At 60.7% G+C, this 25943-nt stretch carries 25 protein-coding genes; 18 read left to right on the top strand and 7 right to left on the bottom strand.

Features of this window, described 5'->3' with window-relative positions; translation table 11 throughout:
• Positions 1–4: 4 nt before the first annotated feature.
• From ACSQ3L_RS17600 to ACSQ3L_RS17560, 9 genes are all read left to right on the top strand, one after another.
• Complete coding sequence (locus ACSQ3L_RS17600) at positions 5–430, top strand: hypothetical protein (protein ID WP_436161108.1); 426 nt, start codon at positions 5–7, stop codon at positions 428–430.
• Between the two features lie 400 nt (positions 431–830).
• Positions 831–7031: an RHS repeat-associated core domain-containing protein gene (locus ACSQ3L_RS17595; protein WP_436161107.1), complete on the top strand. Its 6201-nt coding sequence runs from the start codon at positions 831–833 to the stop codon at positions 7029–7031.
• 6 nt (positions 7032–7037) lie between these two features.
• Positions 7038–7505 (top strand): DUF4304 domain-containing protein, encoded by a 468-nt coding sequence (locus ACSQ3L_RS17590; protein ID WP_436161106.1) that lies wholly within the window; start codon positions 7038–7040, stop codon positions 7503–7505.
• Positions 7506–7631: 126 nt separating this feature from the next.
• Positions 7632–7826 (top strand): transposase, encoded by a 195-nt coding sequence (locus ACSQ3L_RS17585; protein WP_436161104.1) that lies wholly within the window; start codon positions 7632–7634, stop codon positions 7824–7826.
• A 104-nt stretch (positions 7827–7930) separates the two neighbouring features.
• The gene (locus ACSQ3L_RS17580) at positions 7931–8515 is read left to right on the top strand and encodes a transposase (RefSeq protein WP_436161105.1); all 585 of its coding nucleotides are present in this window, start codon (positions 7931–7933) and stop codon (positions 8513–8515) included.
• A 52-nt stretch (positions 8516–8567) separates the two neighbouring features.
• Complete coding sequence (locus tag ACSQ3L_RS17575; protein WP_436161104.1) at positions 8568–8762, top strand: transposase; 195 nt, start codon at positions 8568–8570, stop codon at positions 8760–8762.
• A 104-nt stretch (positions 8763–8866) separates the two neighbouring features.
• On the top strand, positions 8867–9547 hold the full coding sequence (locus tag ACSQ3L_RS17570) for a transposase (protein WP_436161103.1): 681 nt from the start codon (positions 8867–8869) through the stop codon (positions 9545–9547).
• Between the two features lie 43 nt (positions 9548–9590).
• Positions 9591–10061 carry a DUF4304 domain-containing protein gene (locus ACSQ3L_RS17565; protein WP_436161102.1) on the top strand — a complete coding sequence of 157 codons (471 nt, stop codon included), beginning with the start codon at positions 9591–9593 and terminating at the stop codon, positions 10059–10061.
• 178 nt (positions 10062–10239) lie between these two features.
• Entirely contained in the window at positions 10240–10920 is a 681-nt protein-coding gene (locus tag ACSQ3L_RS17560; protein ID WP_436161101.1) for a transposase, read from the top strand.
• 291 nt (positions 10921–11211) lie between these two features.
• Here ACSQ3L_RS17560 and ACSQ3L_RS17555 read toward each other — a convergent pair whose 3' ends face one another.
• Entirely contained in the window at positions 11212–11895 is a 684-nt protein-coding gene (locus ACSQ3L_RS17555) for a response regulator (protein WP_436161100.1), read from the bottom strand.
• Between the two features lie 175 nt (positions 11896–12070).
• Between ACSQ3L_RS17555 and ACSQ3L_RS17550 the strand changes: the two genes are divergently transcribed.
• The 3 genes from ACSQ3L_RS17550 (at position 12071) to ACSQ3L_RS17540 (ending at position 14576) form a co-directional block, all read left to right on the top strand.
• A complete protein-coding gene (locus tag ACSQ3L_RS17550) occupies positions 12071–12766 on the top strand; it encodes a fumarylacetoacetate hydrolase family protein (protein WP_436161099.1) in 696 nt (231 codons plus the stop codon).
• A gap of 4 nt (positions 12767–12770) precedes the next feature.
• Positions 12771–13421, top strand: coding sequence for a maleylacetoacetate isomerase (gene maiA / locus ACSQ3L_RS17545; RefSeq protein ID WP_436161098.1), 651 nt, complete (start codon positions 12771–12773; stop codon positions 13419–13421).
• Between the two features lie 114 nt (positions 13422–13535).
• Complete coding sequence (locus ACSQ3L_RS17540; protein WP_436161097.1) at positions 13536–14576, top strand: zinc-dependent alcohol dehydrogenase family protein; 1041 nt, start codon at positions 13536–13538, stop codon at positions 14574–14576.
• Positions 14577–14606: 30 nt separating this feature from the next.
• Here the strand turns inward: ACSQ3L_RS17540 and ACSQ3L_RS17535 are convergent, their stop codons facing one another.
• Positions 14607–15470, bottom strand: coding sequence for a DMT family transporter (locus ACSQ3L_RS17535; protein ID WP_436161096.1), 864 nt, complete (start codon positions 15468–15470; stop codon positions 14607–14609).
• A 104-nt stretch (positions 15471–15574) separates the two neighbouring features.
• Between ACSQ3L_RS17535 and ACSQ3L_RS17530 the strand changes: the two genes are divergently transcribed.
• The 4 genes from ACSQ3L_RS17530 (at position 15575) to ACSQ3L_RS17515 (ending at position 18873) form a co-directional block, all read left to right on the top strand.
• Positions 15575–16981, top strand: coding sequence for a PLP-dependent aminotransferase family protein (locus ACSQ3L_RS17530; RefSeq protein ID WP_436161095.1), 1407 nt, complete (start codon positions 15575–15577; stop codon positions 16979–16981).
• Positions 16982–17005: 24 nt separating this feature from the next.
• Entirely contained in the window at positions 17006–17785 is a 780-nt protein-coding gene (locus ACSQ3L_RS17525; RefSeq protein WP_436161094.1) for a hypothetical protein, read from the top strand.
• A 64-nt stretch (positions 17786–17849) separates the two neighbouring features.
• Entirely contained in the window at positions 17850–18623 is a 774-nt protein-coding gene (locus ACSQ3L_RS17520; protein WP_436161093.1) for a hypothetical protein, read from the top strand.
• A gap of 55 nt (positions 18624–18678) precedes the next feature.
• The gene (locus ACSQ3L_RS17515; protein ID WP_436161092.1) at positions 18679–18873 is read left to right on the top strand and encodes a hypothetical protein; all 195 of its coding nucleotides are present in this window, start codon (positions 18679–18681) and stop codon (positions 18871–18873) included.
• A gap of 104 nt (positions 18874–18977) precedes the next feature.
• Here ACSQ3L_RS17515 and ACSQ3L_RS17510 read toward each other — a convergent pair whose 3' ends face one another.
• Positions 18978–19871 (bottom strand): LysR family transcriptional regulator, encoded by an 894-nt coding sequence (locus tag ACSQ3L_RS17510; RefSeq protein ID WP_436161091.1) that lies wholly within the window; start codon positions 19869–19871, stop codon positions 18978–18980.
• A gap of 131 nt (positions 19872–20002) precedes the next feature.
• On the opposite strand from ACSQ3L_RS17510, the gene ACSQ3L_RS17505 reads away from it, so the two are divergent.
• The gene (locus ACSQ3L_RS17505) at positions 20003–21469 is read left to right on the top strand and encodes an MFS transporter (protein WP_436161090.1); all 1467 of its coding nucleotides are present in this window, start codon (positions 20003–20005) and stop codon (positions 21467–21469) included.
• Positions 21470–21488: 19 nt separating this feature from the next.
• Here the strand turns inward: ACSQ3L_RS17505 and ACSQ3L_RS17500 are convergent, their stop codons facing one another.
• The 3 genes from ACSQ3L_RS17500 to ACSQ3L_RS17490 all read right to left on the bottom strand — a co-directional run bounded on the left by ACSQ3L_RS17500 (position 21489) and on the right by ACSQ3L_RS17490 (position 24256).
• On the bottom strand, positions 21489–21986 hold the full coding sequence (locus tag ACSQ3L_RS17500) for a MaoC family dehydratase (RefSeq protein WP_436161089.1): 498 nt from the start codon (positions 21984–21986) through the stop codon (positions 21489–21491).
• Positions 21987–22178: 192 nt separating this feature from the next.
• The gene (locus tag ACSQ3L_RS17495) at positions 22179–22607 is read right to left on the bottom strand and encodes a phasin family protein (protein ID WP_436161088.1); all 429 of its coding nucleotides are present in this window, start codon (positions 22605–22607) and stop codon (positions 22179–22181) included.
• A gap of 353 nt (positions 22608–22960) precedes the next feature.
• Complete coding sequence (locus ACSQ3L_RS17490) at positions 22961–24256, bottom strand: DUF445 domain-containing protein (protein WP_436161087.1); 1296 nt, start codon at positions 24254–24256, stop codon at positions 22961–22963.
• Between the two features lie 275 nt (positions 24257–24531).
• Between ACSQ3L_RS17490 and rirA the strand changes: the two genes are divergently transcribed.
• Complete coding sequence (gene rirA / locus ACSQ3L_RS17485) at positions 24532–24993, top strand: iron-responsive transcriptional regulator RirA (protein ID WP_127267528.1); 462 nt, start codon at positions 24532–24534, stop codon at positions 24991–24993.
• A gap of 154 nt (positions 24994–25147) precedes the next feature.
• On the opposite strand, the gene ACSQ3L_RS17480 is transcribed toward rirA, so the two are convergent.
• Positions 25148–25939, bottom strand: coding sequence for a heme ABC transporter ATP-binding protein (locus ACSQ3L_RS17480; protein WP_436161086.1), 792 nt, complete (start codon positions 25937–25939; stop codon positions 25148–25150).
• Positions 25940–25943: the final 4 nt, after the last annotated feature.

The raw sequence follows: 25943 nt of genomic DNA, 5'->3' as shown, positions 1-25943 counted from the left end.
AACAATGCGGTTTCTTGATTATTTGGGGAGGCCGGCCGCCCAGCTGCTAACCTTGGCGCCATTTAACATCTGGCAGTTCAAGCGAACCGTTGACAACGATCTTCCGGACAACAAAGTAAACTACGTTGCCGATCGCTATGACTTTTCCTTTGCGTGTGACAGTCATGAAACAATATCAACTATATTCATCGGATCTGACCATTTCGGGCAATTCCTCGGTGGTATTTCCTTTTCGCACGACCGTGGGGAATTGCAGGGCTTCCTTGGCGCACCCTCGAAAAGCGGGAAGCCATATAGCGATCCCATTTTGGGGGAGTACGGGCCGTGGGACCGATATGACGACGGCCGTCAGTCAATACATATTGAGTACGAGCCTCGCGCGGACAGGATAAGACGAATAACGCTTATGCGGGCCGACGTGGTGCCGTGAGATCCAGCCAGCAATTACGCAGCAATTACGGTGACAGTGCACTTTTTTGTCACCGCCAGGTTGCCATCGTCGATCGGGTCGTTCGATCTGCTCGAGACGGATGTCGCGGCTTTCGACGCTTGAAATTACAATTACGGTGACAGTGCACTCTTAATATGTCCTCCCGGCCAATAGCGCGTACTATCACCGCATTTGATAGCGCAAGCCGCTGAAGCCCGCACGGCTAAGGGCGCTGCTGGCGCATTTGCTGGCCTGATCGCTTCTCATGCGGTTATCCTTCATTTTGAAAGAGCGCCCCCTACCGCAAATAAGTCTGTGGATATTCCTGGCGCGACGGGTTGGTGTCGTATCCGCCAAGTGAAGGAGGAATATTCTAAAGCAACTGGGTCGGGGGATTTTCATGAACCGCTTGCTTCTAGGCGCGGCTTTTCTTGCCGCTGGTGTATTCGGTGCGGATACATCTTTCATCTCTTATATTAGAGGAAATGCAGGAATAGATGCTCTTGCGCAAGAGGCGCCAGGGGCATCGCCTGGCGCGCCTGCCGGCTACGGCAATGGCGGCGCGGCGCTGTGCAGTGGGAGGCCGGCGTCAGGCACAGCGGCGCCGGCGGGAGACGCGGCGTCCGGCGGAGCGGTCGCCGGCAGCCCGGATGCAGCGGCCAAGGTTGGCGCCAAGCCGGCCGATGCCAAGCTAACAACCGACACCAAGTCGACTGACGCCACCAACACAAAGACGACGGATACCAAATCCGGTACGGCGGCCAAGACGACCGATAGCGCGCCGGAGGCGCAAGCGGCGGTCGCAGCCGCCACGACGGCCGACAGCGGCGATCCCGAAGCGATCGGCACGCCGAAGGTCGACCTGCCGAAGGCAGGCGGCAACGGCAATCTTGGCTATTCCATCGGCATCGATGTTCCCGCCTTCCACGGCATCGAGCCGCGGATCGCACTCACCTACAACTCGTCGCGCAAGACCAAACTTGGCGGCCTCTATCAGGGCTGGCTCGGCTATGCCTGGGGCCTTGATGGCTTCGACGTGATCGAGCGGGCAAGCCCCGGCTACGGCATGCCCGCCTTCGATGGCAACGATATCTACCTGCTCGACGGTCAGGCGATGGTCGCCTGCACCGCCGGCATGGTCTCGCCGTCCTGCTCGACCGGCGGCACGCACGCTACCGAGAATGAATCCTATCGCCGCATTGCGTACAACGGCACCGCCAGTGAGTGGAAGGTAACGGATCGCGACGGCACCGTCTCGGTTTTCAAGTCGGTCGGGGTCGTCGCAGGTTCCTCCGCGCCCGACGCAAACCTCGCCTTCGCCTACCGCTGGGTGCTGACTTCGGTCACCGACACCAATGGCAACACCGTCACCTATGGCTACTCTTGCCCGACAGTGCCGGTCTGCTACCCCTCGACGATCAGCTATAACGGCACAGGCGGCGCAGACATCGCGGACGGCGCGTTCGTCTGGCTCCACTATGAGCAGAGGCCGGATACGATCCTGATGGGCAATGGTCTCGGCATTTCAGAGACGAACTTGCGCTTGAAGACGATCAGTGTCTGGGTCAGCCACACTCTGCGTAGCGCCTATAAGCTGACCTACGACCAGGCGCCGTTCTCCAACGCCTCGCGCCTGACCGCCGTTACGCGCTACGGCACCGACACCGCCATGACAGCCGACGGCACCATCTCCGGTGGCACGGCGAAGGTGCTTGGCCAGATGACCTATCAGAATACGGATGGGGCGTATGCGACGGTGGCGGCCAAGATTTATGGGACGTCTCTGCCGCCTGCGGCCAACGTTGAGCAGCCGCAGCAAGTCGGCGATTTGAATTTCGACGGTCGCGATGAGGTCTTCGGGAATTATGTCGAGACAACGACGACCCGATCTGGAGGAAGCAGCGGCGACACGACAACGACAAAAAAAACTTATGCCAAAATATACAAATACGGGCCAAGCGGAGTGTTGGCAGGATCAAGTTCCGTAAATCTTGACTCATACGTTGTCACCAGCAACCCCGATAACCACGACTCCTTCCTAGAGACGGGGCGACTGCTTGGCAGCAAAAATGCGATGGATTTCGTCTATGTGACGAAAAACACGACAGAATTCGGCCAGAACGGCAACACCAGAACCTCGGCCTACAGCTCAATTCTCCTAACCGATGCGCAATTGGCATTGACCAAGGCCAACTGCACGCCAACTGCGCCGTCCGGTTATGAAGCGATTTGCTCGGCACTGCCCAACACCGGCACTCTGACAGATCTAAATGCGGTGCCAACCTTCGTAGCCGACACGGATGGGGATGGCATCGACACACCCAATTTTGGCGCCAATTTTGGCGGCCATCAACTCATGGTCGGTGATTTCCTTGGCAATGGCAGGCAGCAGCCGCTGTTCGCCGGCGTTAGTTCCCTCCAAAAAGGTGTGCTTTCGAATGGCAAATGGCAGGGCAGCGAGACGTCGTTCTCGATCGGCTGCTCCGCAACGCCCTATGATAGAGCACCTGCCACCTGTGTGTTGGCCGACATCAATGGCGACGGGGCAACAGACGTTTTCCGCTACAACGGTGTTGATGACATTGCCGGGGTATGGCTGTCGACCGGGGTCGGCTTCAAAAGCTACGCAGTCTCGTCGATATCTGGGACCTCTGCTGTTCTGCGCGATTTTGACAATGATGGGCGGACGGATGTCATCACGATTGGAGGTACGCTAACCAGTTGGCCTGGCAGAACCGGCACAGTGAGAGTTTTCTCGCTGCAACCATCATCGACAGCTATAGCGCCTGTGCAACTCACGCTACCAGCATCGATGACCGCCGGCACGGTGGTCGGCGACTTCAACGGCGACGGCCTGCCGGACTTTACCGACTACAACAACATGTTCATCTCGAACGCCGGCACTGGCAACCCGAACCTGCTTCGGCAGATCACCACGGAACTCGGCGGCACGGTCGCGGTCGACTACGCGCCATCCTCAACATGGGCGAACAACTACCTGCCGCAGGTTGTGCATGCGGTGACAAAACTTTCGGTCGGCGATGGCCGTGGCCAGACGGCGGTGAGCACGTACTCCTATGCCGGCGGCAAGTACGATCCGGCGGCGCGCAAGTTTTTGGGATTCGCCTCGATCGTCGAGACGAAACCACTGGCCAATGGCGAGACGGCCCCGTCGAAGATCGAGACGACCTATCGCCAGGATCTGGCAAGCTACGGCCTGCCGTCGCTGACGGTGTGGAAGGATGGCGCCGGCGTCGTCCACAAGCAGGTGGCCGAGACCTATGCGGTCAACACGGCGGCAAAGCCCTACACGGTACAGAACACCGCGACCGACACGACGCTGACCGAAAACATTTCTCGCACGCTCAGGGTCGAGCGGGTGTTCGACATCTACAACAATGTCACCAATATCAGGGATTATGGCCGCACCGATGTCAGCGGCGACGAGACCTGGACGGAACGCTTCTTCTCGCCCAATACGTCAGCCTATATCGTCTCGGCCCCGATCGCCGAACGCACCCACGCAGGCCTTGGCGCCAGCGACCCGTACATCAGCTACCTGCATCGCTACTACGACGGCAACACAAGCGACGTTTGGGCGGTGCCAAACAAGGGCAATCTGACCTGGGTGCAAACCTTCAGCGACGTCTCAGTTGGCAAGACGGTCAATCAGTATTTCACCTACGACACTTATGGCAACAGGATCTCGTCAACCAACGGCCTCGGCCACAAGACCGAGTGGGATTACGACCCCACCTATCACCTCTACCCCGTAACCGAGCGCGCGCCGAAATACTTCGCCACCGGCGGCCAGACGGCCGACACCCGCTTTGTCTCGACCGCCACCTACAATGCCGTGTGTGGCCTGCCGGCGACGAAGACCGACCCGAACGGCATCGTCAAGACTTTCACCTATGATGCGTTTTGCCGACCCTACCAGGTCTCACAGAACGTGCTGGACACCTATGTCAGGAACCAGTTTGTCAGCGAAGGCAACCCTGGGGCGCAGGCGCTGATCAAATACACGCCGCTGCCCAATGGCGCAGGCGACGATTTTACCATCTCCTGGTATGACGGGCTTGGCCGGGTCTATCGGGTAATGACGCCCGGCGAGACGGCAGCCGGGCCAAGGCGCATCACCGATACCGACTACGATCAGCGCGGCAATGTCTTGCGCACCGCGTTCCCACGCTTCGTCGACGACGCCGCGCAATGGACCACCAACTTCTATGACTGGGCCGACCGGCTGGTGAAGACGGTCAATCCGGATGCCAGCCAGCGCTCTTATCTCCATGACATGGCGACTGCGACCGGCACCCCCAACCCACGGCTTTATGGGGTGACGCTGACCGACGAACTCGGCCACCTGACCAGAACCCCATCGACGACACGCGGCGATTACGCTGGCATCGTTCGCGACCAGTTCGGCCTCAACTTGACGGAGGCCCGCGGCTACGACCTCCTCGGCCGCCTGATCGGCGTCACCGATCCCGGCGGTTCGACCTGGACCTACACCTACGACATGGTCGGTAACCGGCTGTCGGCGTCCGATCCTGACTTGGGCACCTGGACTTATGTCTACGATGCCGCCAACCGGCTGATCAAACAGACCGATGCCAGGGGCACGGTCACCAATCTCGCCTACGACCAGATGGATCGGCTGACGCTGAAGACGGCCACCGCGCCGGGCGGCAGCCCGGTGACGCTGACCCAGAACACCTACGATCAGGCGGAGGCCCCCTATAACAACATCGGCCAGCTTACCACCTCGCAGAACCCGATAGCGACGCAAAGCTACAAATATGACAGCTTGGGCAAGCTCGGCCTTCAGGTCACGACCTTCGCCAACCCGAACGTGATGCACGTCACCTTCGACGTCCACGATCGCTCTGGCCAGACCGTGAAGAAGGTGTATTACCCGGGACCGCTGGAATTCGGCACCACAGCCGCCCCCTTGCAATACACCGCCGGCAACAGGCTCTACGCAGCGCCCGGCTTCATCACCTCGACGCTCTACGAGGCCGATGGCCAGACCAAGGAGATCACCTACGCCAATGGCGTGAAAACGTCCTTCACCTACTCGCCGACGCGCCGCTGGCTGACGCGCATCACCAACTCGTTCGGCGCCAGCACGCTGATGGACCGGCAATACACACGCGATGCTCTCGGCCGCATCACCAACATTGTCGGGGCCGCTCCCCAGGGCAGTTGGAATTATGTCTACGACAACGCCGACCGGCTGATGTCATCAGACAATCTCGCCGACAACACGCTCGACGAGACGTATGTCTATGCCGCCAACGACAATATGACCTCACGCACCCGTGTCGCCGGCACCTATGTCTATCCCCCGGCGAACTCCGCTCGTCCGCATGCTCCGATATCCGTCGGCGCCAATGCGATGGCATATGACGCCAACGGCAATTTGACATCGGATGGCAGCCGCGCCTTTGTATGGGACGAGGCCAATCGCCTCAAGACGGTTACGCGTGCCTCGAACACCGTCAATTTCGCCTACGGTCCGGACGGGGCGCGGGCCAAGAAGACCTCGAGCTTCGCCACGACGCTTTATCCCGACACCAATGTCGAGATCAATCCGGCGATACCGGGAGCAGAGGTTTATACCCGCTATCCGCATCCCGACATCAAGGTCGTCGGCACCACCAAATACTTCCTGCACCGCGAGCACCTCGCCTCGGTGCGCCAGGTCACCGACATGTCGGGCACCGTCGTCGACGCCACCAGCTACGCCACCTATGGCGAGAGCCTCAACACCGGCTTCCAGACGCAAAAGAACTACATCGGCGAACGCTTCGATCCCGAGACCGGACTGCTCTATCTCAATGCACGGTACATGGATCCGGTGCTGGGGCGGTTCATTTCGCCGGATGACTGGGATCCGACACTGCCGGGGGTGGGGACCAACCGGTATGCGTATGCGCAGAATGACCCGATTAACAAGAGCGATGCGAATGGGCACGTCGCTAGCACACCGTCATCCGCGCAGGTCGCCAAGGACAGAGCGGCGGCAGAGAAGCAAGCCCGTGAACAGGACAAGCAAGCGGACAACCTGGCGTCAGCTCTCCGAAACGCCGACGGTGACCTCAGCGTATTAGATGGCGCTTCACCGGAAGTTGCCCGAAAAGCGCTGGGAAAATTCAATCTTAGCAGATCAGGAAGAGCAGATACGGCCGATGGCGTTTTTGGCCTCATGCCAGGTGTCGCGCCGGTGAGAGCTGGTGTGTTTGTAGGGGCTGCAATATTCGGCGGTAAGACGGCATTGAAAGATGGTGTCGAGGCATTTGTTGCAAAAGAAGCAGCTGAAATCACAGCAAAGAAAAATGGCGAAACACTTGCTACAGCAGCAGGGCGCAAGGCGCACACGGATTGGGACCCGGGACCAGGCTTTGTTAGAGAAGTCACGTTTCCAGGTGGCAAACGTGCGGATGCCGTTAATGTGGCTGACAAGATCGTAAAGGAGTTAAAACCGGACAATCCTAGGGCTGTAAAACGTGGCGAGGCTCAGCTAGAGGGTTATATCAAAGCGGCGGAGGCAAAGTTCGGCGGAATTTGGACCGGCGTTGTAGAAACGTATAGGTAAGAGAAAATGGACAAAAAAGGCCTAGAAGCTTTATTGAATAGGGAACTCTCGATTCACGGGTTCATAAAGAAATCCACGTCGTGGTATCGTCAAGAAATAGAAACCTTGCAAATAGTCAATTTGCAAAAATCCAATTTTGGTCTAAGATTCTACATAAATATTTGTTGCGTTCCAAATGGGATGTCAGTCGAAGGAATGCCGAGGCCAAAAGAACACGATTGCCCTATTCGAATCCGATTGGAGTCTGCATTTATCGATCAGAAAGCTACGATTGAAGAGGCCTTTAATCTCGAGATTTTGAATTTAAGCGACGATCAGAGAGCTAATGTCGTCTCTTCGATTGTATCGACAATGATTGTCCCATTTCTCGAAAATATGAAAGATAAGAGTAGTTTGATTCGATCGATCAAATCACGACTGCTTGATCACGCGTTGATAACATTGACTGCCAAAGCGTTCTTAGGAATCGATTAATGTGAATGCTGCACCGCCTGAAAGGCGGTGGCTTCAAGTTACGGCTTAAAAAGAATTACGGTGGGAATTGCGGTGACAGTGCACTTTACCCCTATTCGCCAGCATCGCCGCGTATAAACTCACCTCATGGCTCGCCTTGCCCGCATTGTCGTTCCCGGTCTGCCGCACCACGTGACGCAGCGCGGCAACGGGCGCGCCAAAGTGTTTTTCACGTCCGATGACTATGCGCTCTACAAGGACCTCCTGGTCGAGCATTGCCGCGCCGCCGGTGTCGGCATCTGGGCGTGGTGCCTCATACCGAACCATGTGGAATTACGGTGACAGTGCACTTTTACCCCATTCGCCGTAATTACGGTGACAGTAAATTACGGTGACAGTGCACCTTTTACCCTATTCGCCGGCATTGCCGTGTATAAACTGACCACATGGCTCGCCTTGCCCGCATTGTCGTTCCCGGTCTGCCACACCACGTGACGCAGCGCGGCAACGGGCGCGCCAAAGTGTTTTTCACGCCCGAAGACTACGCGCTCTACAAAAACCTGCTGGTCGAGCATTGCCGCGCCGCCGATGTCGGCATCTGGGCGTGGTGCCTCATGCCGAACCATGTGCACCTGATCCTGACGCCGGCCGATCCGGATGGACTGCGGCGCGCGCTCGCCAAGGTGCACCGCGCCTATGCCGGCGCCATCCACGCGCGGCAAAGGAAAACCGGGCATTTCTGGCAAGGCCGCTTCGGCGCCGTTGCGATGGATGAGGACCACCTCCTGTCGGCGGTGCGCTATGTCGGGCTGAACCCCGTTCGCGCCGGACTGGCGAGCCAGTCGGCGGATTGGCCCTGGTCAAGCGCTCGGGCACATCTGACGGGTGAACCCGACGGCGTCACGGATTTGCAGCCGATGAAGGACCGGTTGCCATCGACGGCCGGACTGTTCGATTTGATCGAGACGGATATCGCGGCGTTCGACGCCTTGCGCAAGGCCGAGAGCATCGGCAGGCCGGAATTACGGTGACAGTGCACTTTATTACCCTATTCGCCGGCATCGCCGCGTATAAACTCACCTCATGGCTCGCCTTGCCCGCATTGTCGTTCCCGGTCTGCCGCACCACGTGACGCAGCGCGGCAACGGGCGCGCCAAAGTGTTTTTCACGTCCGATGACTATGCGCTCTACAAGGACCTCCTGGTCGAGCATTGCCGCGCCGCCGGTGTCGGCATCTGGGCGTGGTGCCTCATACCGAACCATGTGGAATTACGGTGACAGTGCACTTTTACCCCATTCGCCGTAATTACGGTGACAGTAAATTACGGTGACAGTGCACCTTTTACCCTATTCGCCGGCATTGCCGTGTATAAACTGACCACATGGCTCGCCTTGCCCGCATTGTCGTTCCCGGTCTGCCACACCACGTGACGCAGCGCGGCAACGGGCGCGCCAAAGTGTTTTTCACGCCCGAAGACTACGCGCTCTACAAAAACCTGCTGGTCGAGCATTGCCGCGCCGCCGATGTCGGCATCTGGGCGTGGTGCCTCATGCCGAACCATGTGCACCTGATCCTGACGCCGGCCGATCCGGATGGACTGCGGCGCGCGCTCGCCAAGGTGCACCGCGCCTATGCCGGCGCCATCCACGCGCGGCAAAGGAAAACCGGGCATTTCTGGCAAGGCCGCTTCGGCGCCGTTGCGATGGATGAGGACCACCTCCTGTCGGCGGTGCGCTATGTCGGGCTGAACCCCGTTCGCGCCGGACTGGCGAGCCAGTCGGCGGATTGGCCCTGGTCAAGCGCTCGGGCACATCTGACGGGAGAACCCGATGGCGTCACGGATTTGCGGCCGATGAAGGACAGGTTGCCGTCGTCGACCGGACTGTTCGATTTGCTCGACACGGATGTCGCGGCGTTCGACGCCTTGCGCAAGGCCGAGAGCATCGGCCGGCCGGTGGGCAGTGAGGCATTTCTGGACCGGATTTTCGGGCAAACAGGGAAAGCCGTGAAACTGCGGAAGCGAGGCAGGCGGCCAAAGGAAAATAGTGCACTGTCACCGTAATTCCTTGGCAAGGGGTCGTAGAAACATACAGGCGGGAATGAGCATGGATAAAAAAGAGTTGACGTACCTTCTGAACGATGAGCTTTCAAGGTATGGATTTCGCAAGAAGTCAACAACTTGGTACCGTGACCTGCAAGAATCACTACAGGTAGTTGACCTGCAGAAGTCAAATTTTTCGAATTTGTTTTACGCAAACATCTGCTGCGTCCCCGGAGGAATGTCAGTCGATGGTTTGCCAACCCCAAAAGAGAACAAGTGCCCAATCAGAATTAGACTTGATTCTGCCTTTCCTAAGAATAAGATCGAAATTCAAAAAGCGCTAGATCTCGATTCAAAAGAAATAACCGACGACGATAGAGCCACAATGATTTCAAGTTTTTTGCATGAATTGATACTTCCGTTTCTTGAAAACTTGAAAGATTTGAAAAACATAAAGAACTCGATCGAATCAGGATTACTTGACAATGGAATGGTATATGTAAGTGCAAAGAAATTCTTAGGGATTTCGATATAAGAAATTAGAATCATGGAATTGGGCGACAGCGGAACTACGGTGACGGTGCACCTTTGCTATGTTCGCCCGGCCACCATTGAGCGCGGCGCCTGATGGGTTACCCTCCCCTCGATAGGAATTACGGTGACAGTGCACTTTTTACCCTATTCCCCGGCATCGCCGCGTATAAACTGACCACATGGTTCGCCTCGCCCGCATCGTCGTTCCCGGCCTGCCGCACCACGTAACCCAGCGTGGCAACGGGCGCGCCAAAGTGTTTTTCACGCCGCAAGACTACGCGCTCTACAAGGACCTGCTGGTCGAGCATTGCCGTGCCGCCGGTGTCGGCATCTGGGCGTGGTGCCTGATGCCGAACCATGTGCACCTGATCCTGACGCCGACCGACCCGGATGGCCTGCGTCGTGCGCTCGCCAAGGTGCACCGTGCCTATGCCGGGGTCATCCACGCACGACAAAGGAAAACCGGGCATTTCTGGCAAGGCCGCTTCGGTGCCGTGGCGATGGACGAGGATCACCTTCTGTCGGCGGTCCGCTATGTCGGGCTGAAACCCGTGCGCGCCGGGCTGGCAAAGCAGGCGGCGGATTGGCCCTGGTCAAGCGCTCGGGCTCATCTGACGGGTGAGCCCGACGGCGTCACGGATTTGCAGCCGATGAAGGACCGGTTGCCATCGACGGCCGGACTGTTCGATTTGATCGAGACGGATATCGCGGCGTTCGACGCCTTGCGCAAGGCCGAGAGCGTCGGCCGGCCGGTGGGCAGCGAGGCATTTCTGGATCGGATTTTTGGGCAAACCGGAAAAGCCGTGAAACTGCGGAAGCGAGGCCGGCGGCCGAAGGAAAATAGTGCACTGTCACCGTAATTGCATATGGCAGCGCCAGCCCCCCTCTCCGACCGCTACGCGGCCACCTCTCCCCCACTTTGTGGGGGCGAGGAAACCAACCGCCGAGGTCGCAACCCTGAAAAGCCTGGGTTCCTCGCCCCCACAAAGTGGGGGAGAGGTGGCTCGGCGAAGCCGAGACGGAGAGGGGGAGCGCCATATGCGATTACCCTCCCCTTGATGGGGGGTCGGCGCGGAGCGCCGGGGTGGGGTGCGGCGCAGACCCCACCCCGCTCCGCTTCGCGGAGCCCCCACAAGGAGGAGGGTAAAAGCTCAAAACCCAGCCTGGTCGCGAAACAACTCCGCATTGTCCAGCTTCGAGACCTCGATCACCGCTTGCGTGCGGCTGTAGACATTGAGCTTGCGCAATATCTCCGAGACATGCGCCTTGACCGTGGTCTCGCCCACCTGCAGCTCGTAGGCGATCTGCTTGTTGAGCAGGCCTTGGCGCAGCATCTGCAGCACGCGCAGCTGTTGCGGCGTCAGTGTCGACAGGCGCTGCACCATATCGGCGCGGTCGGCGCTGTCGGCGTCCGGCGGCCGGCCTTCATAGGTTTCCGGCACATAGATCGCGCCTTCCATCACCGAGCGGATGGCGGCGGCCAGGTCGCTCTTGCGCGCCGATTTCGGAATGAAGCCGGCGGCGCCATAGGACAGCGCCTCGGAAATGATCTTCGGCTCTTCGTAGCCCGAGACGATCACCACCGGCAGGCGCGGATAGCGGGTTCGGAGCTGCAGCAGCCCGTCGAAACCGTGCACGTCGGGCATCGAGAGGTCGAGCAGCGCGAGGTCGAACGGCTTGGCGCCGGCCAGCAGGTCGAGCGCCTCGGTGATCGAGCGCGCCTCCACCGTGTCGACTTCCGGATAGGCCATCTGCACGGCGCTGTGCAACGCCTCGCGAAACAGCGGATGGTCGTCGATGATCAGGAACCGGGCGCGATCGTGGGTTGCGGTCATGGGGTTCATTTCAGTTCGTGGGCGATGAGAATAACCCCGCCACCATGGCCAGATTATTGGTAAATAGTATATCGCCATCTCCGGCGGAAAGTGCCGCCGGCACTTTCTCGACCAAATCGCCTTGCCCGGGCGTCCAAATCGGTCGAATGTTTCCGGCAACCAAGCAGAGACCCACATGACAGAATTCGTCCTTGCCCTCCCCGCAATCGCATCGGTGGCCGTTGCGGGCTCGTCCGAGCGCTTTGCGGTGCGCCGCATCTTCTGCGTCGGCCGCAACTACGCGGCGCATGCCCGCGAGTTCGGCAATGACGAGCGCGATCCGCCGTTCTTCTTCACCAAGCCGGCCGACGCGGTGGTCGATTCCGGCGCCACAATTCCCTACCCGCCGCTGACGGCCAATCTGCACCACGAGATCGAACTGGTTGCCGCGATCGGCAAGGCGGGCTTCCGCATTCCCCGCGACAAGGCGCTGGACCATGTCTGGGGCTACGGCGTCGGCATCGACCTCACCCGCCGCGACCTGCAGGACGAAGCCAAGAAGGCCGCCCGGCCGTGGGACTGGTCCAAGGCCTTCGACCGCTCCGCGCCTTGCGGCCCGCTGGTGCCGGCAGCAAAATCCGGCCATCCGCAAAAGGGCCGCATCTGGCTCGCTGTAAACGGCAAGGTCAGGCAGGATGCCGATCTCGCCGAGCTGATCTGGCCGATATCGGATATCGTGTCGATCTGCAGCGAGGCGGTGGAACTGGAACCTGGCGACCTGATCTTCACCGGCACGCCGGCCGGCGTCGGCGCGGTGGGTCCGGGCGACACGATGACCGGCGGCGTCGACGGCATCGGCACCATCGAAGTGACCATCGGCCAGCCGAAGTGAGCGCATGAGCGAACTCGTCCTGCACAACTACTATCGCTCCTCCACCTCCTACCGGGTGCGGATCGCGCTGGAGATGAAGGGGCTGAGCTACGACTACGTCCCGCATCATTTGCGCCATGGCGAGCATCTGGAACCCAGCTATCTCGCGGTCAATCCGCAAGGGCTGGTGCCGGCGCTGGTGCTCGGCGACGGCACGCTGCTGACGCAATCGCTGGCGATCATCGAATTCCTCGACGAGACCAGCCCGGAACCACCGCTATTGCCAAGGGATGCGGCCGGTCGGGCACGTGTGAGAATGCTGGCGCAGATGATCGCCTGCGACATCCACCCGGTGAACAATCTGCGCGTGCTGACCTCGCTGCGCACGCTGTACGGCGCCGGCGACGAAGACATCGCCAACTGGTTCCGCCATTGGGTGAACGAAGGTTTTCAGCCGCTTGAAAAGATCCTGGCTTCGTCACCCGAGACGGGCACATTCTGCCATGGCGACGCGCCGGGGCTCGCCGATATTTGCCTGGCCGCGCAGGTCACCAGCAACGCCCGCTTCGGCGTCGACCTGACACCCTACCCGACGATCGCGCGTATCAACGCCGCCTGCATGGCACTGCCGGCCTTCCAGAAAGCGGCGCCCCAGAACCAGATCGACGCGGAATAAGGCTTCATCCGCGTAGCTTCGGCGCCGGAACAGCATGGCTGGCGGAATGGATTTTCGCTTGACCGGATAGGGAATCGGCTATCGTTTCCCGCAGACCGTGTGAAGGAGTGACCAATGAAAGCCGTCGTCTTCGAGAAATTCGGCGAAGCGCCGACGATCCAGACCGTTCCCGATCCGAAGCCGGCCGCCGATGGCGTCGTCATCAAGGTCGAGGCGACCGGCCTGTGCCGCAGCGACTGGCATGGCTGGATGGGTCATGACGAAGGCATCACGCTGCCGCATGTTCCGGGCCACGAACTGGCTGGCGTCGTTGTCGCGGTTGGCAAGCAGGTCACCCGCTGGAAGGCCGGCGAGCGCGTCACCGTGCCGTTCGCCGTCGGCTGCGGCCGCTGCTTCGAATGCAATTCGGGCAATCACCAGGTCTGCGAGCACCAGACGCAGCCCGGCTTCACCGGCTGGGGCTCGTTTGCCGAATATGTCGCCATCGAGCATGCCGACACCAACCTCGTGCGCTTGCCCGACGAGATGGAATTCGCCACCGCCGCCAGCCTCGGCTGCCGCTTCGTCACCTCATTTCGCGCCATTGTCGATCAGGGACGGGTGACGCCGGGAGAATGGGTGGCGGTGCATGGCTGCGGCGGCGTCGGCCTGTCGGCGATCATGATCGCCAGTGCCATGGGCGCCAATGTCATCGCCATCGACCTCACCGACGAGAAGCTGGATTTCGCCAAAAAGATCGGCGCCGTCGCCACCATCAATGCGGCCAAGACGCCGAATGTGGTCAAGGCGGTCAAGCAGATCACCAATGGCGGCGCGCATATGTCGATGGACGCACTCGGCCACCCCACCACCTCGTTCAACTCGATTTCGAATCTGCGCCGGCGCGGCCGCCATGTGCAGGTCGGCCTGATGCTGGGCGAGCATGCCCGGCCGCAGGTGCCGATGGACAAGGTGATCGCCTTCGAGCTCGAAATCCTCGGCAGCCACGGCATGCAGGCCTACCGCTACCAGGCGATGATGGAGATGATCCGCCACGGCAAGCTCAAGCCGGAACTGCTGGTCGGCAAGAAGATCAGCCTCGACGAGGCGCCCGCGGCCTTGATGGCGATGGGCGGCTTCGAGGGCATCGGCATCGGCGTGGTGACGAAGTTTTAGACGGCGGAAGCCGCCTCCCCGCGAAGGTAGTTATCTGGCAAACTTCTTCGCGCCGAACACGCACAGCACCACGCCGAGCGTGACGACGACCATCAGCGAGCTGACCTGCTCGTGCAGTAGCGTCGCTGCCAGCGCGAGGCCGAAGCACGGCTGCAGCAATTGCAATTGCCCGACGGCGGCGATGCCGCCTTGGGCCAGGCCGCGATACCAGAAGACGAAGCCGATCAGCATGCTGAACAGCGAGACATAGGCGAGGCCGATCCAGGCATTGGAGCCGACGCCGGCGAAAGACGGCGGCAGCGTCGCAAAAGTCAGCACCAGCATGATCGGCAGCGACAGCACCAGCGCCCAGCAGATCACCTGCCAGCCGCCGAGCCTGCGCGACAGCGCGGCACCCTCGGCATAGCCCAGGCCGCAGGCGATGATGGCGGCGAGCATCAGACCGTCACCGACCGGCGAGGCCGTCACGCCCTGCGTCAGCGCAAAACCCGCGACCAGCGCGCTGCCTATACATGAAAACAGCCAGAACGCCGGCCGTGGGCGATCACCGCCGCGCAGCACGCCGAAGATCGCGGTCGCCAGCGGCAACAGGCCGACGAAGATGATGGAATGGGCCGTGGTGACGTGCTTCAGCGCAAGCGCCGTCAGCAAGGGAAAGCCGACAACCACGCCAAGGGCGACGATCACCAGCGACAGCAGATCGCCGCGCTCCGGGCGCTTTTGACGAAACAGGAGCAGCAGCGCCAGGCCAAGCAGTCCGGCAATCGCCGCCCGGGCCGACGTCAGGAATGTCGGGTCGAAATCCCTCACCGCCACGCGCGTCGCCGGCAGCGAGCCGCTGAAGATCAACACGCCGATGAACCCGTTCATCCAGCCGCTCGCAATCTTGTCCATCATAGGCTCCGTTTCTCGGCTCCGTATCGCGCGGAGCCCGTGGCGTTGCCAGAGACAATGCGGTACAATTATGCAGAACTGTCATGGTCGATCGAGCAGTACGGATGGACAATCAGACCTCGGAAAGCGAGAGAAGCGGAACGCTCGTCGAAGGCGTTATGGCGACGATCCGCCAGCGGATCGCGGCGCGCAGCCTGACGCCGGGCGCACGATTGCCGTCGATCCGCGCCTTCGCCAAATCCATGCAGGTGTCCAAATCCACCGTGGTCGAAGCCTATGAGCGGCTTGCCGCCGAAGGCGCGATCCGCTCACGGCCGGGCTCGGGTTTCTATGCCGCCGGCTCGCTGGCGCCGCTGTCGCTGGCCGAGATCGGTCCTCGGCTGGATCGCGCCGTCGATCCGCTCTGGATCTCGCGCCAGTCCCTGGACGCAGGCGATGACATGCTGAAGCCTGGCTGCGGCTGGCTGCCCGCGTCATGGATGCCGCAGGCAGGGCTGCGCCGGGCACTGCGCACGGTGGCGCGTGCCGACGATATCGCGCTGGCCGACTACGGCACGCCACTCGGGCTGCCGCCGCTGCGGCAATTGCTGGTACGGCGCATAGCCGGGCACGGCATCGAAGCCTCGCCTGAGCAGATCATGCTGACGGAATCGGGCACACAGGCCATCGACCTGTTGTGCCGGTTCCTGATCGAACCCGGCGACACGGTGCTCGTCGACGACCCCTGCTATTTCAATTTCCACGCCCTGTTGCGCGCCCACCGGGCCAAGGTCGTCAGCGTCCCCTACACGCCGTCGGGGCCGGATATCGATCTGTTCGCGCAGGCGCTGGCCGAGCACCGGCCGCGCCTCTACATCACCAACTCCGCCATCCACAACCCGACCGGCGCGGTGCTGTCGCCGGTCACCGCGCACCGGCTGCTGAAACTCGCCGACCAATCGGATCTGACCATCGTCGAGGATGATATCTTCGCCGATTTCGAACATGCGCCGGCCCCCAGGCTGGCGGCGTTCGATGGCCTGAGCCGCGTCGTCCATATCGGCAGCTTCTCCAAGACGCTATCGGCGTCGGTTCGCTGCGGCTTCATCGCCGCGCCGCGCGACTGGATCGAGCCCCTGACCGACCTCAAGATCGCCACCACCTTCGGCGGTGGGCGGCTCGCGGCCGAGCTGGTGCTGACGCTGCTGAAAGACGGCAGCTACCGCAAGCACATGGATTTGCTGCGCGCACGGCTTGCGCGCGCCATGGGCGAGACAAGCGCCCGCCTGAAGGAGATCGGCATCACACCCTGGATCGACCAGCCGGCCGGCCTGTTCCTGTGGTGCAGCCTGCCGGATGGCGTCGATGCGGCCGAAGTCGCTCGCCGTGCTCTGGCGGAAAACATCGTGCTGGCGCCCGGCAACGCATTCAGCCTGTCCGGAACGGCCAGCCGCTTCCTGCGCTTCAACGTTGCCCAATGCGCGGACGAGCGGATTTTCAGGGCGCTTGCAGTTTTCGCCTCCCGAACATAAGCGTCAACAAGATGGGAGAAAATTATGCCGACATTGCCAGAAAATAATCTTGACTACCCGGTTCATATCGCAATTGGAAACACGTTTGGCAGCGGCTTCTATCTCAATGCACCGGCTCACACGTGGCTTATCACTGCTAAGCATGTATTATTTAAACAAAATGGGGATCTTATTGCTGACGGGGCTCTGCTGACGTCATTCACAAATCGGTTCGCAAATCGACTGACAGCGGCACTCAATCTGAATGTGCTTCAGGCTAACGGGCACATTCTCTTCCATGCCATTGCAGACGTTGCAGCCATAAGACTTGGAGACGTGGCCAACGCAAATCTTCAAATGTATCCTGAGATTACGCTAAATGGAGCGCCTGGCGTTGGCATTGTTGGGATGGCGGTTGGTAATGTCATTTCGATCGATCACGCACAGATCGCAAACGAGGTTTATCTTTTTGGCTATCCAGGCTCAGTTGGCAGCGTGGGGCAAATAGAGCCTCTAAAGCCCCTGCTACGCCGCGGCTGTATTGCCGGGATTAATAGCCTGAACAGAACGATCATCATCGACGCTCCCGTCTATCAGGGGAACAGCGGCGGACTGGTCATTGAAGTTTCCTGGCCTAACATCGCAAACACCAGATACAAAGGTTTAGGAGTTGTGTCGCAGTTTTGCCCATTCATTGAACAAATGAAGAGCCTCCATTTCGGTACCGTCAACACGTCAATCGAGAATTCGGGATACTCCATTGTAGAGCCAATAGACAAAGTCTTTGAGATGCTCGGAATCGCAATGCCTGAGCCTGAGGCATAGCTGACCGTGAATCACATTTTTTCAATACTGTCTTTTGGCAAATCCAATTGAAGGTGGAGACCGCATGACCCCGCTTGCTGCACGGCTGTATCGACGTGGAGACAGCACGATCAGGTCGATTCTTGGAATGTGCCAGTTTGTGGAAATATCTGCGATCCTAGACATGGCCCAGGAAATGGGCCGCGCAGATGTTGATGCGGGTTGCGACATCTACAGCGAGCTTGCGCAACTGCCGGCACCGCTGACCGCCGTAGAGTATTGTTTCGAGGGCACTCGCTCTACGCTCCTTTGCGAACAGCATGGCAATGAAATCCACTACAGCGCATTCTACGAAATTGAAGGGTCGGAGAATCCGGCGGATTTCCGTTTCACGACGGGATTTGTCTTGGGCACTCCAATGAACACTCCAATTACTTGGGCGAATTTCGAGGGTGAGCCAGGATACGAGACACCAAATGCTCGAATGCCCGAAGGAGACCTGCGCCAGCGGACCGCACGATCAACCAGCCTCCTACTAGAGAAGGCGCTTTGTATTTTGAATCAGCCGGGGCTCGTTGAACGGCTTCCTCGCCCCACAGACAAGCGCGTTATTCGGGAGAGTGCAAAGGATCGCCTTTCCGCACCACCAACCCAATGGTTTCAATGCAAGATTCGGCACGGTCTACATGGAACGGCAGGCGACCAACCTGGCGCAGACACTTCACCGCGTCCCCTTCATTATGTCCGCAAGCATTTCAAGCCTTCTGTCCAAAAGTGGATCGAGGGGTATTGGCGCGGCGATATCGAGTTGGGCGTACACCTCAAGTGGTACTCCCCCCAACCATCGAGAGCAGGATGATCGAGCGATGTCACCATAGCAGAATGACCTCCGCTGACCTTGAGGGCTCGGCGGCATGACGGACAAACTGATCATCAACAAACGGACGATCCTTGATCGCCTGTCGACAATGCGCACCCTGGCCGACCGCTTTGCAAACGAGTCCTTTGGCGACTTTGATCGCGACGTGTTTTTTCGGCTCTCTCGTGAAATCGCTGGCGAGATCGACATTCTAATGGAGGAGGCTATCCGCCGAGAGGAAGCCTCTTGACCTCGCCACATGCCGAATTCATCAAGCAGTTGGCAAAGTCCGGGCTTTGGAGAATTGAAGACCTCGTTGAGCACAGCTTAGATTCGACGTGTCCAAATTGCATGTCAGCGAGACGCCGCGCAAACCTCCCGCACGCAATCGCGTAGCCAGCGCTGTGCCGGATCGGCGTCGAGGCGCGGATGCCAGAGCATGGAAATGGTGACTTCAGCCGTGGCAACCGGCAGGGCAAAACTGTGCATGCCGGCGCGTGCGCCCTCGGTATGCCGCTCGGGCACGCTGGCGATCAGGTCCGACGTGCGGGCCATGGCAAGGGCTGCCGAGAAGCCGGAAACCATGCACACGACTGTCCGCTGCAGCCCGATCCGGTTCAAAGCCTCGTCGATCGGCCCTTTCTCGCGGCCACGCCGTGAAACGCTGATATGCCGGCCTGCCGCATAGCGCCCTGGCGTCACCGCGCCCTCGCTCAAGGGATGGCCCATTCGCACGGCGCCGATGAAGCGGTCGCGAAGCAAGGCCTGAATGCGCACTTCCGGCCCGGTTTCACCAGCGACGCCTATGTCCAGGTCGATCGCCGCGTCGCGCAGCGACATGACGTCCTTGTCGGACTTCGGTGCAAAGCGCAGCCGCACACCGGGCGCATCGGCCTGGATACGAGCGACGAGACGCGGCGCGAATTCTTCGACGAAACTCTCATTGGTGCGCAGCGTGAAGACCCTGTCCAGGCTCCGGAGATCAAGCAGGGTGGCAGGACGCAGCAGCGCCTCCGCATCCTGGACGACACGGCCAACCTGCTGTCGCAGTTCTTCCGCGCGCGGCGTCGCCACCAGGCCGCGACCGGCGCGAACCAGCAGCGGATCGCCCGTGGCCTCGCGCAGCCGCGCCAGCGTGCGGCTCATCGCCGAGGGGCTGAGCCGCAGGCGGCTGGCGGCGCGCGCCACGCTGCCTTCGGCCAGCAGGATATCGAGCGCGAACAGCAAATTGAGATCGGGTGATGTCATTGCCGGATCATAGCACAGGACATGGCGTTTGATGCACGAATAACATGCAAATGCTGCGCCTTCCGCCATATCGACCAAGGGACTAGATCTCCGCAAGCTCCGGTTCTGGAGCTGATGGAAAGGAGAGCGCCGTGGCAATTGCCGAGCAAAATCTGGACGGGCTGACATCGGTGCCGCAACAGGCCCAATCCGCCGGCTGGGCGCTGGCAAGCCTGTCGCTCGCCACCCTGCTGTCGTCGCTGGGAACCAGCATTGCCAGCGTCGGGCTGCCGTCGCTGATGCAGAATTTCGGCGCGACGTTCCAGTCCGTGCAATGGGTCGTTCTCGCCTACGTGCTCGCCATCACCACACTGATCGTCAGCGCCGGACGGTTGGCCGACATGTTCGGGCGTCGGCCGTTGCTGCTTGGCGGCATCGCACTGTTCACATCGGCATCGGTGCTTTGCGGCCTGGCGCCAACACTCTGGCTGCTGATCGCCGCACGCGCCGTGCAGGGACTTGGCGCGGCGCTGATGATGGCGCTGACGCTGGCCTTTGTCGCCGAAACCGTGACCAAGGACAGAATCGGCAGCTCCATGGGCCTGCTCGGCGCCATGTCCGCGATCGGCACGACGCTTGGTCCCTCGCTCGGCGGCCTTTTGATCGCCGGCTTCGGCTGGCGCGCGATCTTCCTGGTCAATGTCCCGCTGGGTGTGCTCACTTTCGCTCTCGCCTGGCAGGCCTTGCCGGCACGCGGCAGGGCAGCGCAGGTCAACCGAGGCAAGTTCGATGCGATTGGCACGGCCCTGTTGGCCCTGACATTGGCCGCCTATGCGCTGGCCATGACGCTGGGCAGAGGCAATTTCGGCACACTCAACATCGGCCTGCTGATCGCTGCAGGCATTGGCGTTGTTCTTTTCGCCGCCGCACAAGCGAGAGTGAAAAACCCCTTGATCCAGCTTGCCAGCTTCCGCGATCTCCAGCTCAGCGCCAGCCTCGTCATGAGCCTCGTCGTCGCCACGGTGATGATGGCGACACTGGTGGTGGCCCCGTTTTACCTGTCGCGTGGGCTCGGGCTTGATGCTGCGATGGTGGGCGTGGTGCTGTCGACCGGCCCGCTCGTCTCAACGCTGTCGGCGCTGGTCGCCGGACGCCTGACCGATCGCTTCGGAGCGCACAGGATGATGGTTACAGGCCTGCTAAGCCTCGCGACAGGCACGTTCCTTCTGTCGCTCGCCATGACCAAACTCGGCATTGCCGGCTATGTCGTCCCGATCACCGTCACCTGCATCGGCTACGCCCTGTTCCAGACATCCAACAATGCCGCCGTCATGACCGGTATCAGTGCCGGCCAGCGCGGCGTCGTTTCCGGCCTGCTCAATCTCTCGCGCAATCTCGGCCTGATCACGGGCGCCTCGTTGATGGGCGCCATATTCGCCGTCGCATCGGCCGAAGGGCGAGAAGGCAGTGATCTTCTGTCCGAGGCGGCGGCCCGGGGAATGCAGGTCACCTTTCAGACGGCGACGGTGCTGGCGCTGATCGCGCTGTTTCTCGCACTGCTCTCGGCCCGCGCCGAGTTTAGGCGGCAGAGACCGGTGGAAATGTCGCAAGACCTCTGACTTTGCGCAAACCGACCGCTTAGGCGCCTGCCCGCTTGCGGCGCTCGTAGAGCATGACCAGCGTTTCAGCCATCAAGGCAGGCTTCTCCTCGCCTTCGATCTCGACCGTGTTGGCCGCCTTCATCAGATACTGGCCGGGACCCCTGTCCTCCATGGACAGCAGCGTGATGCGCAGCCTGATGCGTGCGCCGACCTTGACCGGCGCCAGGAAGCGCACCTTGTCGAAGCCATAGTTGAAGGCCGCCTGGGTGTTCTCAGGCACGATGCCCATGCCGAGCGCCAGCGCGCCGATGATCGACAGCGTCAGATAGCCATGCGCGATCGTCGTGCGAAACGGGCTTTGCCGCCGCGCCCTCTCGGGGTCGACATGAATCCATTGATGGTCGCCGGTGCATTCGGCGAACTGGTCGATACGGCTCTGATCGACCGTCGTCCACTCCGACACACCGAGCTCCTGCCCGGCCATCGCCCTCAACTGGTCGAAGGTCGGCGGCGTTTTAGGCCGTATTTCGTTCATTCCTGCTTTCCCGATCGCTTGCAACGCCTCCGGACCACGAACTGGCGGCCCCTGTCAATTCGCCCTACGCGAATCCGTTCCGCCGATTTAGGCCTGAATCGTGCCATGCCTGCCAGCGCGGAGGCAGGTCAAATCGGGATTTCTTGACTTTCCGGGCTTCCGACAGCAGCAAACCGTCAAGGTCAGAGAAGGTTACTTCTTCTCGTAGCCGGCGCGGATTTCCTCCATCGCCTCCTTGATGCGCGTGCGCAGGATGTCGACCGATTCGGTGCCGGATTTCTTGACCAGCTCAGCCACTTCGCCGGCATTCTTCAGTGCGGCCTCGAAGGACTTTTTGGCAAACTCCGTCTGTTTGGCCATCAGTTCCTGCGGATTGCCCGGCGCCCTGTAGCTTCGCGCCATGTCTGTGACTTCGCGCAGCGTGTCCTGCAGCATCTCGCGCTGCCTGGACAACAGCGAGGTCGCGCCGGCGGCACCGGCTCGTGCCGATTTCTCCAGCGCTTCGAGGTTCTTGCGATGATGGGCGAGGATCGCCTCGACATCGACATTGGGCACCTTCAGGTCGCGGCCGAACCGGCCGAACATGTCCATGAAGGAATCGGATTCCGGTTGCTTGGCCATGTTGGTCTTCTCCCCCTATCGCCGCCGTTTGCGCTCCCGCAGAAGAGAATAGCACCGAAGTGCCGCGTGTCCATTCGAGTGCGGCCGGGCTCCGAACTCAGGTTAGCAAAACACTGACGACAGCCAGTTCGGCGGTATCGGTAGCTTTTTTTGCTGCACGATAGGAATTTTTTCTTGACTCGGTGACGTCAGCTAAGGTATATATTTGCCTATGGTGCTGATTTGCGCCAGTGACCCGCCGCACAGGCGGGTTTTTCGTTTGATGTCCGTCAGCCTACGCGCCGGCAAAGGCTCCGAAACAACCCGTTAACCCGAGTTCGTAACCCTGCGGCGGCACCGACCCGAAACCGGCGTCAGCCGGCGAGGAACAGCCGCTCGGCGACATAAAGCACGACGCCGGCCAGCCCGCCGATGATCATGCCATTGAAGCGGATGTATTGCAGGTCCCTGCCGATGTTCATCTCGATCAGCCGCGTCAACTGGGCAAGGTCCCAGCGCTTGACCTGATCGGCGATGAATGTCGACACGCCGCTCTTCTGGCTTTCCACGAACGACGCAAGCGCCACCACGAACCCCTGGTTCATGTCGGCCCGGATCTGCGCATCGCTGGCAAGATGGCGGCCGACCTCGACGAACATGTTGGCAAGATGCGCACGGATGACCGAATTGGGCGCCTTGGCATCCTGCTCGATGAACTGGCTAAGGCTTGCCCACATGTCGCCGGCCAATCCCCTGACCTCCGGCCGGGCCAGGAAATCGCGCTTCAGCTTCTCGGCGCGTTTGGCGTATTGCTTCGATGTCCTGAGCTTTTCGATGAAGCCTTGGGCGAAATGGTCGAATTCGGCGCGCATTGGGTGGTCGGGGTCGGCCCGCACCTCGTCGAGCAGCGAGCCGGCCGAGGCGACGATCTTCTTCAGGAGATAGGCGTCGGCACGGAACAGGTTGAACAGCGATGGCAGCTCTTCGCGGATTTTCTCGCGCATCGTCGCTAGCGCCTTCTCGTCGTTGAGAAACCGGCCGATCACCTTGGTGAACTCGTCGAACAGTTTCTGGTGGCGGCGATCATCGGTGAGCGCGGAGAGCAGCTCGGCGGCCAGCGGCGCCAGCGGCACTTTCTCGATCTGTTCGAGCATGCGGCTGGTGACGAAGCCGCGCAGGCCGGATTGCTCGACAGCCGCGAGCGTCTGCGGCACCAGCCGCACGACGAAGCGCGACAGGCCGGCGGCGCGCTCGGCATCGGCCAACCAGTCGGCGACCAGCGCCGAAAAATCGACCTCGGCGAGCTTTTCACGCACCGGTTCAGGCGCCAGGAAGTTAACCTCGATGAAGCGGCCGAGATTGTCGGCGATGCGGCTCTGGTTCTCGGGGATGATGGCGGTGTGCGGGATCGGCAGCCCCAGCGGCCGCCTGAACAGCGCCACCACCGCATACCAGTCGGCCAGGCCGCCTATGGTCGCGGCCTCGGCGAAGGCGGCGACGAAGCCGAGCCACGGATGTATGTGCTCGAATGACTTGGCGAGCGCAAACACCAGCACGCAAAGCGCCAGTGCGGCCGCCGCGACGAATTTTGTCCGCCGCAACGCGGAAAGCTTGGCATCCGCGTCGGCATCGAAACGGACAGGCGCCAGGGACGAAGCCGATTGTGACATGGATGAGCCGCTCCTCGTCGATCTGAGCCTATTTAGTGCTTCGACGATCGGAATACCCGCGACAGCCGGCTTCGCCCAGAACCTTGCCCGGCTGCGCACACAAAGTTGAGAAGAAAAATCACCTATTGTGCGGGGCTAGTCTGGAATTATTCCAAGGTATAGGCCATATTCCGCCAAGGCCAATGTGGCGAATCCGGAATTTCGGGTTAAAGCCGCATCAGCAAATTTTTGAAACCTGGCGTGGTTGCACCGCACCAGTGTCTTGTGAGGACAAAATGCGGCTTACGCGCCAGACCAACTATGCCATGCGCATCTTGATGTATTGCGCGGCGAATGATGACCGATTGAGCCGTATCCCCGAGATCGCGGCCGCCTATTCGGTGTCGGAGCTTTTCCTGTTCAAGATCCTGCAGCCGTTGGTCGAGCACGGCCTTGTCCAGACCGTGCGTGGCAGGAATGGCGGCGTCAAGCTCGGCCGGGCGGCGGAAGCCATCAGCCTGTTCGATGTCGTGCGCGTGACGGAGGAGAGCTTCGCCATGGCCGAATGCTTCGAGAACGATGCCGCCGAATGCCCGCTGGTCGATAGCTGCGCGCTGAATTCGGCGCTGCGCGAGGCGCTGAATGCGTTCTTCGCTGTGCTGGAGCGCTATACGATCGCCGATCTGGTGGCAGCGCGGCCGAATGTGCGCAATTTGCTCGGCATCGACATGCTGGAGCGCCGCGCCCCGGCTGCGTGAGCAAGTCTCTCGGCGTTTGAGTAGGTCTGTTGAGATTCAGGTCAGGCCGAGTCGAGAATGGTGGGTTCCGAGAACCGGAACGGAGCGTACGTTTGGGTACGTGAGTACCGGAAGCGCAGGAAATCGCCATTCGCAGGCCGGCCTCACCTGAATATCAATAGACCGCTGATTGCGGCAGCACGAACGGCACGTTGCCAGCCGGCAGCACGCCGACCCTGAGCCGGCAGTCGAACACCTTTTCGATCAGATCATCGCTCAGCACGTCCTGCGGCGACCCGGTGGCGGCCAGCCGGCCGCGATGCATGACAAAGATCCGGTCGGCATACATGGCCGTGAGATTGAGGTCATGCAGAATGGCGACCACGCCGCCGCCCCTTCTGGCAAAGTCGCGGGCAATGTTCATGATGATCAGCTGGTGCTTGATGTCGAGGCTGGAAACCGGCTCGTCGAGGAAAAGATAGCGCGGCTTGCCGTCGAGCACCGGCGCCCAGACCTGGCACAGCACGCGCGCGAGCTGGACGCGCTGTTGCTCGCCGCCGGAAAGCTCCTGGTAGAAACGCCCGGCAAAGCCGTCAAGATCGACACGCGCCAGCGCCCGTTCCGGCAGCCGCGCATTCTCGCCCGGCAAGACGCCCGAACGGCCGCCAACAAGTCCAAGCTTGACCACCTCTCGCACCGTGAACGGGAACGACAGCGTCGTCGCCTGCGGCAGCACCGCCCGATGAACCGCGGTTTCGACCGGCTTCATCGCGCAGAGATCGCGGCCGTTGAGCGCGACGCGCCCGGTGTAGGCGAGTTCGCCGGAAAGCGCCTTGAGGAAGGTCGTTTTGCCCGAACCATTGGGGCCGACGATGGCGGCAATCTCGCCTGGCCGCGCGTGGAAATCGACACCGCTGACGATAGGCTTGCCGGCGATATCAACCGAAACATCCTTGGCCTCGATCATCCAA

Source organism: Mesorhizobium sp. LjRoot246 (assembly GCF_964254115.1).
Taxonomy (GTDB): domain Bacteria; phylum Pseudomonadota; class Alphaproteobacteria; order Rhizobiales; family Rhizobiaceae; genus Mesorhizobium.
Note: the sequence above shows the minus strand (reverse complement) of the source record. Positions and strands in the feature narration are given on the sequence as shown.